This is a genomic window from Methylobacterium aquaticum, assembly GCF_016804325.1.
In the GTDB taxonomy this organism is placed as follows: Bacteria; Pseudomonadota; Alphaproteobacteria; order Rhizobiales; family Beijerinckiaceae; genus Methylobacterium; species Methylobacterium aquaticum_C.
Genome location: NZ_CP043627.1, coordinates 5739771 through 5751797, shown reverse-complemented (window position 1 = coordinate 5751797; position 12027 = coordinate 5739771). Strand labels below are relative to the sequence as shown.

Below are 12027 nucleotides of genomic sequence, written 5' to 3'. Positions count from 1 at the left end.
GCCTGTTGGTTATGCCTCCTGCATCGCGGGCGGTGGCCGGCAGGTCAAGCCGGATCGGGCGTCGCGTTGCGGGCCATGAAGCTCTGCGCGCTGCCGGTCGCGGGATCGACGAAGATCACGTCGGTCGGCGCGCGCCGGGGCGTGTCGACGGAGAGGAACACCACCGGTCCCTCGATCAGCCGCGGCATGGCGTGGATCACGCCGCGCTCGAAGAACAGGAGCTGGCCGGGCCCGAACTCCGCCTCGTCGGACGGCTCGCCGATCCAGAACGTGCCGCGGCCGGACAGCACGTAGAGGTATTCGTCGCAGCCCTCGTGGTAATGCGCCGGCGTCGGCCGGTAGACGCGAAACACCCGGGCGCTCGCCGCCGGCCGGTCGGTCAGGTAGGTGTCGACCAGCATGGTGGTCGCGCTCTCGGGCAGGGCGGCGGCGATCGCCCCGATGTCGAACCGGCCCCTGTTCGGCGGCGCGCCGGATGCGCTGTCGGCCATCTCGTCCTCCCCTGCGGCCCGTCCAATCGATCAAGCTAGCGCGGCTTCGGGCGCGGCGGGAGGGGCGAAAACGCCGGTCCCGTGTGCTTCGGTCGCGGGCAATTTTTTAGAAGCCCCTTAGTCTTCGATCTTGACGCAGGATCGGCGCCGGCTACCCTCCCGTACAATTCGCCGCCAAAAGGCGAAGCTGACGCAAGAGGGAGGAGAGTGGATGCCAGCATCCATGTCGCCCGGTCACGCCATCACGGCCACGCCATGCCGCTGATGACGCGAATCGTTTATTTCCGACATCGTGCCGCGAGCGTGGCCTTTGCCTCGTTTCTCGGATGTGTCCCGGCGCTTGCCGGCGACATCGACGTGGTGCACGCCTTCGTGGCGCCCACCGAGAAAGTCGGGTCCGACATCCCGCTCCACCTGACGGTGATGAACCGCGCCGCCGAGGCCGATGCCCTGGTGCGTTTCCGCTGCCCCTTCGCGAATTTCAGCGAGCGGGTCACGGTCGACAAGGGCGGCGAGGGCCCGCCTTCGAAACGCCCGGTCCAGACCATCGCCGTCAAGGCCGCGGGCGAGACCGCCCTGACCCCGGAGGGCATGCACGTCATGCTGCTCCAGACCCGGCAGCCGCTGGTGGCGGGCGAGCGCTTCTCCTGCTCGGCGAGCTTCCGCAAGGCCGGCGCCATGGAGGTACCGGTCGAGGTCCGCGCCGCGAATTAGGAATAAAAGCCTAAAAAAGATGCCCGGCTGTGAAACGGCCCATGCCGAGGCGACGACACATCAAAGGGCCCACCGGAGGAGACACCCATGACGACGTCCCGCACGGCACGGCGCATCCTCGCCGCGACCTCGCTCGCCGCCCTGATGGCCGGCGCCCCGTCCGTTCCCCCGGCGCTCGCCGCCGAGGGCGGCGTCACGCAGGAGCGCCTGCTGAACGCCGACAAGGAGGAGGGCAACTGGATCCAGCACCACAAGAACTTCGCCGGCCACCGCTACTCGACGCTGAACCAGATCAACAAGGGCAACGTCACGGGCCTCAAGGTCGCCTGGACGATGGCGCTCGGCGGCATCGAATCCGGCGGCATCTGGAGCCATGGCGGGCTCGAAGGAACGCCGATCGTCGAGAACGGCATGATGTACGTCACCGACGGCTGGGGCTCGGTCTACAAGATCGACACCCATGGCGGCGAGGGCAAGCTCGTCTGGAAGATGGACCCGAAGACCGACCGGGAATGGGCCGGCGCGGTCGCCTGCTGCGGCGTCAACAACCGCGGCGTCGCGCTCTGGGGCGACCTCGTGGTCAGCCACACCCTCGACGGGCGGCTGATCGCCACCAACAAGGAGACCGGCCAGGTCGCCTGGCAGCGCCAGGTCGCCGATCCCGACAAGGGCGAGACCATCACCGGCGCGCCGCTGATCGTGAAGGGCCTGGCGATCTCGGGCGTCGGCGGGGCCGAATACGGCATCCGCGGCTGGATCGCCGCCACCGACCTGAAGACCGAGAAGGAGGTCTGGCGCACCCACACCATCCCGGGCAAGGGCGAGCCCGGCTCCGAGACCTGGAAGGGGCCGAACAACGCGGCGGTCAGCGGCGGCGGCTCGACCTGGGTCACCGGCACCTACGATCCCGACACCGACACGATCGTCTGGGGCGTCGGCAATCCGGGCCCGGACTGGGACAACGCCTACCGGCCCGGCGACAACCTCTACACCGATTCGACGCTCGCCCTCGATGCCACGACCGGCAAGATCAAGTGGCACTTCCAGCACACGCCGAACGACCCTTACGACTATGACAGCGTGTCGGAGAACCTGCTGGTCGATGCCAATGGCCGCAAGCTCGCCATCGAGGCCGACCGCAATGGCCACGCCTACGCGGTCGACCGGACCAACGGCCAGTTCGTCTGGGCGACGCCCTTCGTCAAGAAGGTGACCTGGACCAAGGGCATCAACCCCGATACCGGCAAGCCGTTCGAGTACGACCCGAACAAGGACGTGCAGCGCTACAACCCGGCGGCGACTCCTAGCGCCGAGAACAAGAACGCCGATTTCTGCCCGGGCAACATGGGCGGCAAGAACTGGCCACCGACCGCCTACAACCCGAACCTGCAATACTGGTACATCCCGGTCATCGAGAGCTGCAACCGCGTCACCCATGAGGCGATGACGCAGGCGAACCTGAAACCCCGCGAGTTCTTCACCGGCGGCGGGCCGAGCCAGCCGTTCCGGATCACCGGCAGCGTGACGGCGATCGACGTGAAGACCGGCAAGGTCGCCGGCAAGCACGAGACCCAGTTCCCGCTGCTCGGCGGCATGCTGGCCACACCCGATCTCGTCTTCACCGGCGAGCCCGGCGGCGGGGTGATGGCGCTCGATGCCAAGAGCCTCGACAAGCTGTGGGAGTTCCGCACCGGCAGCGGCGTCAACGCCCCCCGATGACCTTCACGGTCGACGGCAAGCAGTACGTTGCGATCCTGGTCGGCCTCGGCGGCGCCTGGGACAAGTGGTTCATCGACTCGACCCCGGAGCTGAAGAACATCCAGACCGGCTCGATGCTCTACGTCTTCGCGCTCTGAAGCGGGATCCTTCCAGGCGGGGCGCCGCGGCGCCCCGCCGCGCACGAGGTTTTGACGGATGCGGAAAACGATGCTGCCGGTGGTGCTCGCCGGCCTCGCGCTCGCCTCTCCGGCCTGGGCGCAGGGCGCCCGGACCGCCGCGGGCGAGGGCGATCTCGCGGTGTTCAAGAAGGCCTGCTCGGGCTGCCACAAGTGGCATGGCGGCGGCGGGGGCGGCTATGGCGGCGAGGCCCTGTCTCTGCGCAAGACGCAGCTCGACAAGGATCAGGTTGCCGAGGTGGTGCGCTGCGGCCGGCCGGGCACCGGCATGCCCTACCACCTGCGCGGCGCCTACGATTCGGTGAAGTGCTACGATTCGCTCAAGGCCGACATGGCCGGCAACATGCCGCCGGAGACGGCGGTCTTCCTACGCCCGGCGGAGATCGAGGCGGTGGCGACGTATGTCGTCACCCAGCTCAAGGGCAAGGGCGAGCCGACCTTCGAGGAATGCACCGCCTTCTTCGGAACGACCTCCCGGGCCTGCGACGTCTACCGCAAGAAGGAGGGCTCCGATGCGCCGACCGTCTCGCACTGATCTCGCGGTCCTGGCCGCCCTCCTCTGCGCCGGGCCGGCGCTCGCCGCCGGTCCCGAGGTCGCGGACCTGCGCGACCTGCGGGTCGGGATGCCGGTCTCGGAGATCTCAAGGACCGGCTACGGCGACCTCGCCTGCCGCGAGGGCCCGGCGCGCACGCTCGCGGCCTGGAGCGACTGGCGCGCCTGCCCGGCCGATGCCAAGGGCCTGCACGCGATCGGCTTTGCTTACGCCGACGGCACCACCCGCAACGGCACCCGGGTCGCCGGGCATCCGGCGCGCCTGACGCTGCTCGTCGGCGACGACGCCCGGGTCGACGGGCTGGTGATCGAGACCGACGACGCGGTGCCGCTCTACCTGCGCAAGAAGGGCCACCTCCTCGGCCTCCAGGCCCGCAGCCATTGGGGCGACGACGGCTGGACCTGCGCCGAGGGCAAGCCCACCGGCGACGAGACCCCGCTCGGCGAGACCTTCGTCAAGGAGGAGTGCCGCAAGGCCCTGGGGCCGAAGAGCGTCACGGTGACCCGCGACCTCTACGGCCATCAGGGCGCCGACCCGCGCGCCTTCATCAGCCGGACGCGGATCGTGGTGGCGGCGACGAAGTAGGGACCGGGGATTCTCCTCGACCTGCGGGCAAAAGGCTGCCCCGGGAAGAGGAGAAGGCCCACCCCGTATCCCGACGCGCGTCGCGTGCCCCCGTCGGGGCCGGCGTCCGACTAGCTGACTGTTCGACAACGGCGGCTTCAGCCGCGGTTCAACGCGGCTGGGCGAGTGTGGCGACATGCCGGCGGTCGCCACCGCCCGGCCGTCTCAGCCCAGAGTCGCCCGCCATGACCGCGCGCTCCTTCATCCTCGGCAGCCTCGCGCTCCTCGCCCTCGCCGGCCCGGTCGCCGCAGCCGATCTCGACGACGACCCGCCGCCCCGCTTCGAGAACCGCGGCGCTTGGCCCGAGCCGTCGCCGGCACCCCCGCCTCCCCCGCCGCGCTTCGGGCAAGGGCCGGTCGTACGAGGCCCCGTCGTTCAAGGTCCGGAGGCCTGCCGCGTCTTCGTCAAGCGGCGCATCGACCCTTATGGCGACGAGGTGGTGCGCCGGGTCCGGGTCTGCGACGAGAGCCCGGGATATCGGGACAGCGGCTACCGCGACGGCCCGCGCTGGGGCGGCCCGCCGCCCTGGCACCGCCACCGGCACTGGGACGACGAGCCCGGCCCCGGCCGCTGGTAGAGCCTCATCCGACAATCGGGATCTCGGTCCCGATCGTCACCTCGGTCGCATCGACCCGGCAGGTGAAGGCGTGGGCCGCCACCCCGGCCTCCCGCGCGCGCCGGAACGCGGCGGCAAAGCCCGGGTCGAGGTCGCCCGCCACGGCGAAGCGGTCGGCCCGCATCTGCACCACCCAGATCACCAGGGCGCGGCCGCCCTGGCGCACCACCTCGGCGAGCTCGTCCATGTGGCGGGCGCTGCGGGCGGCGACGCAGTCGGGGAACTCGGCGAGGCCGGGCTCGCGCATCAGGTGGCAGTTCTTGACCTCGACATGGATCGGCCCGGCGGCGTCGCCGGCGAGGAAATCGACCCGGCTCGCCCGGCCATAGGCCACCTCCGCCCGCCAGGAGGTGGCGCCGGCGAGCGGCTTCAGGCGTCCATCGTGAAAAGCCTCGGCCACCAGGGCGTTCGGCCGCGCCGTGTTGATGCCGACCCATTGCGGCCCGCCCGGCAGATCCGCCTCGACCAGCTCCCACGACCAGGCGAGCTTGCGCGCCGGGTTGGTGGAGGCCGAGAGCAGGACCGGCCGGCCGGGCTCGACGAGCCCCAGCATCGCCCCCGGATTGGCGCAATGCGCCGTGACGAGCGTGCCGTCGGCGAGTTCGACATCGGCGAGGAAGCGCTTGTAGCGGCGCACCAGCCGGCCTTCGGTCAGCGGGCCGGGGAAGCGCATGAGGAAGCGGTTTCGGTGGGCATTCCCGGCGCTTAACCGGCGGGAGCCGGGGTGTCACGCTTGAGCCTCGGGGGAGGCCGCGATAAGGCGGGCATCAACCCTGTTGCCCCCGTCGCGGGGCGGTCACGAGGACACGCGATGTCTGACGCCAGCCCCGTCCCGGTCACGGCCGCCATTCTGGTCATCGGCGACGAGATCCTGTCCGGACGCACCAAGGACAAGAACATCGGCTACATCGCCGAGTACCTGACCAATTCCGGCATCGACCTGCGCGAGGTGCGGGTGGTGCCGGACGTGGCCGAGGAGATCGTGGCGGCGGTGAACGCGCTTCGCACCCGCTACACCTACCTGTTCACCACCGGCGGCATCGGGCCGACCCACGACGACATCACCGCCGATTGCGTGGCACAGGCCGTCGGCGTCGGGATCGACGTCGATCCGCGAGCGAAGGCGATGCTGCTCGAGCGGATCAAGCCCGAGGACCTCAACGAGGCCCGCCTGCGCATGGCCCGCATCCCGTTCGGCGCCGCGCTGATCGAGAACCCGATCTCGAAGGCGCCGGGCTTCATGATCGAGAACGTGATCGTGATGGCGGGCGTGCCCTCGATCATGCAGGCGATGCTCGATTCGGTCGCCCCGCGGCTGAAGACCGGCGCGCGGGTCGCCGCCGAGACGATCGAGGCCGGCAACCTGCCGGAGGGCGGCTACGCCGAAGGGCTCGCTTCCATCGCCAAAGCCCATCCCGGCGTCTCGATCGGCTCCTACCCGTCGATGACGCCGGCAGGATTCCGCAACCAGATCGTCGTGCGCGGGCGCGAGCCCGAGGCGCTGACCGCTGCACGCACCGAGATCGAGGCGCTGATCGCGCGCCTGCAGGCCGAACGGAACTGAGGATACGATGGCTGCCCCGAGCGACAAGGCTTTTCCCGTTTCCTGGGACCAGTTCCACCGCGATGCCCGGGCGCTCGCCTGGCGGCTCGCCGGCGCCGGCCCGTTCGAGGCCATCGTCTGCATCACCCGCGGCGGGCTGGTGCCGGCGGCGATCGTGGCGCGCGAGCTCGGCATCCGGCTCGTCGAGACCGTGTGCGTGGCGAGCTACCACGATTACCAGGAGCAGGGCGCCCTCCACGTGCTCAAGGACGTGGCGCCGAGCATCCGCGCTATCGGCGACGGCTCCGGCCGCGGCGTGCTCGTCCTCGACGACCTGACCGACACCGGCAAGACCGCCCAGGTGGTGCGCGCCATGCTGCCCCAGGCGCATTTCGCCACCGTCTACGCCAAGCCCGCCGGGCGTCCGCTGATCGACACCTTCGTCACCGAGGTGAGCCAGGACACCTGGATCTACTTCCCGTGGGACATGGGCCTGTCCTACCAGGCGCCGATCCAGCCCGGAACGTCCGGTTAAGGTATTCACCTCGCTAACGCGATCCGGCACATTCGCCGGATCAGTTGAGCGAGGTCTTGGCCCTGTCCGCGGGGGCCTCGCGACGACGGCCAGATCGATAAAATTGCGCAGATCCATTTCAGCGCGGCCGAGCAGGTGGGGCGCCATTCTCCTTCCTAACGAAGGGGATGGCGCAGATGACCACGGGTTTCGGGCACCAGGTGAAGCGGGTTCTGGTCGGCGTGGCGATGCTCTCGGCGGCGTTCGTGTCGGGCCGGACCGACGAGGCGGCGGCCCAGACGCTGGCCGCCCTCCCCCTGCCGAGCGCAGGCGCCCCGGATCTCGGCCATGCCCGCCCGATCGTCGGCTGGGTCGAGTTCTGCGCCCGCTACGCCTCGGAATGCGCGGTGGATGCCAGCGAGCCGGCCCAGGTCACCCTGACCCCGCGGCTGTGGCAGACGGTCAGCGGCATCAACCGCCAGGTGAACACCTCGCTCCGCGCGGTCACCGACCAGGAGCATTGGGGCGTGCCGGACCGCTGGGACCTCGCCGAGGACGGCTCGGGCGATTGCGAGGATTTCCAGCTCCTCAAGCGCAAGCTGCTGGCCCAGGCCGGCCTGCCGCGCCGGGCGATGCGGATGACCGTGGTGATCGACGAGAAGGGCGAGGGCCACGCCGTGCTGATGCTGCGCACCGACCGCGGCGATCTGGTCCTCGACAACAAGACCAGCGCCGTGCTGCCCTGGCACAAGACCGGCTATACCTTCATCAAGCGCGAATCGCAGGACGCCACCGCCTGGGTGTCGCTCGGCGGTGCCACCGCCCCGACCGTCACCGCCAACCGGTGATCCGGGAGCGTCCTTCCGGTACACGGGTCGCCAGCCCGTGCGGCGCCTGGGCGAGGCGGCTTGCCGCATCGCGCGGTGATCGCCCGGACAGCGCGTGATCCGCCGAATCAGCCAAAGAATCTGCGTATCGAATTGGAACCAAAGTGCGGCAGGGGCGTTTACCAGGGTTTAAATTTTTCGGTTGAGTGCCGCCCGGCCCCGTGGCAGCTTGGATGCAAGAACCAAGCGAAGAGTCGATGGGGCGATGCGGGCAGTGTTGGACGGCCTCGGCCGGGCGAGCCATGTCGATGCGCGGCATGTCGATCGCCAGGGCCTCCTGAAGCGTGGCGTCCGGGCGGCGCAGCTAGGACTTCTCGGCACGCTGCTGCTGATCGGCGGCGCGACGACGCAGGGGCAGACCCAGACCCTGGCGGCCCTGCCCGATGCCAGCGTGGCGATCGAGCGCGGCGGGGCGGCAAAGCCCGTGAGCGCCTGGACCGATTTCTGCAACCGCTACCCGGCGGAATGCGCCGTCGATACGAAAGAGCCGGCCACCCTGACGATGACGCCGGCCCTCTGGCGCACGCTGACCGCGGTGAACCGGCGCGTCAACGGCCGCATCCGGCCGATGATCGACCAGGACCATTGGGGCGTGGTCGACCGCTGGGATTTTCCCGACGACGGCATGGGCGATTGCGAGGATTACCAGCTCCTCAAGCGCCGGATGCTGGTGGAGCGGGGCCTCGCCCGCCGCGCCCTGCGGATGACCGTGGTCATCGACGAGATCGGCGAAGGCCACGCCGTGCTGATGGTCCGCACCGACCGCGGCGACTACATCCTCGACAACAAGACCAACGCGATCCTGCCCTGGCAGCGCACCGGCTACACCTACGTGAAGCGCGAGGGCCAGGACGGTCTCGCCTGGGTGGCGCTGAACGGCATCATCTCGCCGGTCACGACCGCGAACCGCTGATCCGGGCCACCCGGATCCAGGACAGGGCATCCTCGGCCGGATGCCCCCTCGGCCCGAAGCCGGCGCGCGGCGCAAGGGGATCGGGATCTCCTGCATAGTCGCGCCGCGCCCTGTCCCCGTGGTCCGTCCGGGCCAAAGCGGCCGTCATTCGGGCCTGCGCCTCGTCCCCGTGATCGTGCCGCGAGATCGTCCCGAACCCATCGGGCGCTTCGTCGGTGCGCCCCACCGCCGCCGGACCTCGGGTGTGAGCCTGTGCCCGCCCGGGCCGTCGTCGTCGGGTACCTCCGGCTTGACGCGCATCGAGACGAGCGAAGCCCCGGTGGGACGCGCGAGTCCCCATCGGTCGCCGGACGGGGCAGGTGGAAGGCTGGTTCGCCGCCATTCGGCTGCCGGGGCGGCGTGGACCGCGAGGGCCGGCATTCCCGCAGAAGATGAGGACGCGACGGGTATCGCCCGCATCCCTCGATCGCGGACTGCTCGCGACGAAGGGCGATGCGTCCGCCGCGCCGATCGGCCCTGCCTTCCTGCGCGGCAAGGCCGGATCGAGCGATCGCATCGATCCGCTGCCGTCGTACCTGCCGGCATCTCCCTGGTCGGCCGGGATTCCCGCCTTCGGCGAGCCCGGGGCCGACGGGAGGGGTGCCGAAGGGCCGGCGTCCTCGTTCCGAAAAAAGAAGCCCCGCGGCTCGCGCCGCGGGGCTTCTTTCTTCGTCAAACGGTCAGGCGGGCTCAGCCGACCCGCACCCGCCAGATCTCCTCGGCATAGTCCCGCATCGTCCGGTCGGACGAGAACCACGCGGTCCGCGCCGTGTTGAGGATCGCCGAGCGCCACCAGGTCCGGGGCTTGCGCCAGGCGGCATCGACCTCGCGCTGCGCCCGCCAGTAATCGTCGAAATCGGCGGTGAGCAGGAAGCGGTCGCCGTGGGTCAGCTCGTCGACCAGCGGGCGGAAGCGGCCCGGCTCGCCGGGCGAGAACCCGCCGGCGGCGATCATGTCGAGGGCGCCGCGCAGGCGGGGCGAGGCCGCGATGGCCCGTGAGGCGTAGCCCGGCTGGCTCTGCGTGCGCTGGACGCCGGCCGCGTCGAGGCCGAAGATGAAGATGTTGTCGGGACCGACATGGTCCTTGATCTCGATATTGGCGCCGTCGAGCGTGCCGATGGTGAGCGCGCCGTTCAGCGCCAGCTTCATGTTGCCGGTGCCCGAGGCTTCCAGGCCGGCGGTCGAGATCTGCTCCGAGAGGTCGGCGGCCGGGATGATCGATTCGGCGAGGCTCACCGAGTAGTTCGGCACGAAGGCCACGGTCAGGCGCCCGGCCACGTCCGGATCAGCATTGACGCGCTTGGCCACGTCGCTGGCGAGCCGGATGATCAGCTTGGCCTGATGGTAGCTCGGCGCGGCCTTGCCGGCGAAGAGCTTGACCCGGGGCGTCCAGTCGCGGTGCGGCTCGGCCTTGATCGCCTGGTAGAGCGCGACCGTCTCCAGGATGTTGAGGAGCTGGCGCTTGTATTCGTGGATGCGCTTGATCTGGACGTCGAACAGGGCCTCCGGATCGAGCGTGATGCCGGTGCGATCCTCGACGACGCGGGCGAGCGCCTCCTTGCGCTCACGGCGCACGGCCGCGTAGCGCGCCTGGAAGCCGGCATCGTCGGCGAAGGCGGCGAGCCCCTCGAGGTGGCGCGGATCGTCGAGCACCTTCGCGCCGACCGCCTCGACGGCGAGCGCCGTGAGGCCCGGATTGGCGTTGTGGAGCCAGCGCCGGAAGGTGATGCCGTTGGTCTTGTTGACGATCTTGTCGGTGTCGAGGACGTGGAGCGGCGCGAACACCGTCTGGCGCATCAGCTCGGTATGGAGCGCCGAGACGCCGTTGACCCGGCGCGCGCCGAGGAAGGCGAGATGGCCCATGCGGACCCGCTTGCCGTGGCTCTCGTCGATCAGCGACACTTCGGCGAGGTGCTCGGGCGAGCTGCCGTGCTTCGACACCTCCTCGAGGTGCATCCAGTTGATCAGGTAGATGATCTGCATGTGGCGCGGCAGCAGCCGCTCCATCAGCTCCACCGGCCAGGTCTCCAGGGCCTCCGGCATCAGGGTGTGGTTGGTGTAGCCGAGCGTTTGCGTGGTGACGTACCAGGCATCCTCCCAGGCCATGCCGTGCAGGTCGACGAGGAGCCGCATCAGCTCCGGCACGGCGATGGCCGGGTGGGTGTCGTTGAGCTGGATCGCCGCATGGTCGGGCAGCGAGCGCAGGTCGCCGCGCTCGACGACGTGGCGGCGCACCAGATCCTGGAGCGAGGCCGAGGTGAAGAAGAATTCCTGGCGCAGGCGCAGCTCCTGGCCGGCCGGCGTGCCGTCGCTGGGATAGAGCACCCGCGAGATTGCCTCGGCCCGGGCGCGGTCGGCGACCGCGCCGACATGGTCGCCGGCATTGAAGCGGGCGAGATCGATCGCTTCCGGCGCGCGGGCGGCCCAGAGGCGCAGCGCGTTGACGTGCTTGGCACCACGGCCGATCACCGGGGTGTCGTAGGGCACGGCGCGCACGGTCTCGGCCGGGCGCCAGACCCGGCGCAGCGTCCCGTCGGGCTGGACGCTCATGGCGACGTCGCCGCCGAAGCCGACCTCGCAGGCGGCGTCCGCCCGCTCGAACTCCCAGGGGTTGCCCTCGGCGAGCCAGGTCTCCGGCACCTCGCGCTGGACCCCGTCCTCGATCAGCTGACGGAACAGGCCGTGATCGTAGCGGATGCCGTAGCCGTAGGCGGGAATCGCGAGGCTCGCCATGCTCTCCATGAAGCAGGCGGCGAGCCGCCCGAGGCCGCCATTGCCGAGCGCCGCGTCGGGCTCGGCGCCCGCCACCGCGTCGAGATCGACGTTCAGGCCCGCAAGCGCCGCCCGCACGGTCTCGGCGACGCCGAGATTGCCCATCGCGTCGGAGAGCAGGCGCCCGATCAGGAATTCGAGGGAGAGGTAATGCACGCGCTTGACCGGCACGATCCCGGCCGAGATGGCGCTGGCGGCGACCGCCCGGTCGCGCAGGGCAAGGGCGGTGGCGACGAACCAGTCGCGGTCGCGCGCCGTCGCGGGCGTCTTGCCCAGGGCATAGGCGAGCTTGGCGAGGATCGCGGTGCGCATCACCGTGACCTCGTCGCCCGCCGGCGCGGCGGGCGCGGCCTGCGGCATCCAGGAGCGCGCCGTCTCGGCATCCTGCGGCGCTTGCGCCTCGCGGGGAGCCTCGTCGCGCTGGCGACCGGACAGAAGAAATTCGTTGAGCACCTTGGAACCCC

Annotated in this window: 13 protein-coding genes; 10 read left to right on the top strand and 3 right to left on the bottom strand. The window is 70.3% G+C overall.

Translation table 11 applies throughout. From position 1 onward, the window contains the following. Positions 1-44: 44 nt before the first annotated feature. Positions 45-491, bottom strand: a complete 447-nt coding sequence (locus F1D61_RS26410; RefSeq protein WP_203155093.1) for a cupin domain-containing protein — start codon at positions 489-491, stop codon at positions 45-47. Between the two features lie 357 nt (positions 492-848). Here F1D61_RS26410 and F1D61_RS26405 point away from each other — a divergent pair, with 357 nt between their 5' ends. The 6 genes from F1D61_RS26405 (at position 849) to F1D61_RS26385 (ending at position 4856) form a co-directional block, all read left to right on the top strand. After that, positions 849-1205 carry a copper chaperone PCu(A)C gene (locus tag F1D61_RS26405; RefSeq protein WP_246775542.1) on the top strand — a complete coding sequence of 119 codons (357 nt, stop codon included), beginning with the start codon at positions 849-851 and terminating at the stop codon, positions 1203-1205. A gap of 87 nt (positions 1206-1292) precedes the next feature. Continuing rightward, positions 1293-2924 carry a PQQ-dependent dehydrogenase, methanol/ethanol family gene (locus F1D61_RS26400; RefSeq protein WP_246775541.1) on the top strand — a complete coding sequence of 544 codons (1632 nt, stop codon included), beginning with the start codon at positions 1293-1295 and terminating at the stop codon, positions 2922-2924. Next, positions 2921-3061 carry a hypothetical protein gene (locus F1D61_RS34460; RefSeq protein WP_246775540.1) on the top strand — a complete coding sequence of 47 codons (141 nt, stop codon included), beginning with the start codon at positions 2921-2923 and terminating at the stop codon, positions 3059-3061. The genes F1D61_RS26400 and F1D61_RS34460 overlap by 4 nt, the downstream gene beginning before the upstream one ends. 58 nt (positions 3062-3119) lie before the next feature. Next, a complete protein-coding gene (locus F1D61_RS26395; RefSeq protein WP_246775539.1) occupies positions 3120-3635 on the top strand; it encodes a c-type cytochrome in 516 nt (171 codons plus the stop codon). Beyond that, on the top strand, positions 3613-4239 hold the full coding sequence (locus F1D61_RS26390; protein WP_203155092.1) for a hypothetical protein: 627 nt from the start codon (positions 3613-3615) through the stop codon (positions 4237-4239). Before F1D61_RS26395 ends, F1D61_RS26390 begins: the two co-directional genes overlap by 23 nt. Before the next feature lie 224 nt (positions 4240-4463). Next, complete coding sequence (locus tag F1D61_RS26385; RefSeq protein ID WP_203155091.1) at positions 4464-4856, top strand: hypothetical protein; 393 nt, start codon at positions 4464-4466, stop codon at positions 4854-4856. Between the two features lie 4 nt (positions 4857-4860). Here the strand turns inward: F1D61_RS26385 and sfsA are convergent, their stop codons facing one another. After that, positions 4861-5568 (bottom strand): DNA/RNA nuclease SfsA, encoded by a 708-nt coding sequence (gene sfsA, locus F1D61_RS26380; RefSeq protein ID WP_203155090.1) that lies wholly within the window; start codon positions 5566-5568, stop codon positions 4861-4863. A gap of 138 nt (positions 5569-5706) precedes the next feature. Here sfsA and F1D61_RS26375 point away from each other — a divergent pair, with 138 nt between their 5' ends. The 4 genes from F1D61_RS26375 (at position 5707) to F1D61_RS26360 (ending at position 8752) form a co-directional block, all read left to right on the top strand. Beyond that, a complete protein-coding gene (locus F1D61_RS26375; RefSeq protein ID WP_203155089.1) occupies positions 5707-6459 on the top strand; it encodes a competence/damage-inducible protein A in 753 nt (250 codons plus the stop codon). 7 nt (positions 6460-6466) lie between these two features. Next, positions 6467-6973 carry a xanthine phosphoribosyltransferase gene (gpt, locus tag F1D61_RS26370; protein WP_203155088.1) on the top strand — a complete coding sequence of 169 codons (507 nt, stop codon included), beginning with the start codon at positions 6467-6469 and terminating at the stop codon, positions 6971-6973. Positions 6974-7149: 176 nt separating this feature from the next. Beyond that, complete coding sequence (locus F1D61_RS26365) at positions 7150-7800, top strand: transglutaminase-like cysteine peptidase (RefSeq protein WP_203155087.1); 651 nt, start codon at positions 7150-7152, stop codon at positions 7798-7800. Positions 7801-8044: 244 nt separating this feature from the next. After that, complete coding sequence (locus F1D61_RS26360) at positions 8045-8752, top strand: transglutaminase-like cysteine peptidase (RefSeq protein ID WP_203155086.1); 708 nt, start codon at positions 8045-8047, stop codon at positions 8750-8752. Positions 8753-9481: 729 nt separating this feature from the next. Here the strand turns inward: F1D61_RS26360 and F1D61_RS26355 are convergent. Beyond that, positions 9482-12016 carry a glycogen/starch/alpha-glucan phosphorylase gene (locus tag F1D61_RS26355; RefSeq protein ID WP_203159285.1) on the bottom strand — a complete coding sequence of 845 codons (2535 nt, stop codon included), beginning with the start codon at positions 12014-12016 and terminating at the stop codon, positions 9482-9484. Between the last annotated feature and the right edge of the window lie 11 nt (positions 12017-12027).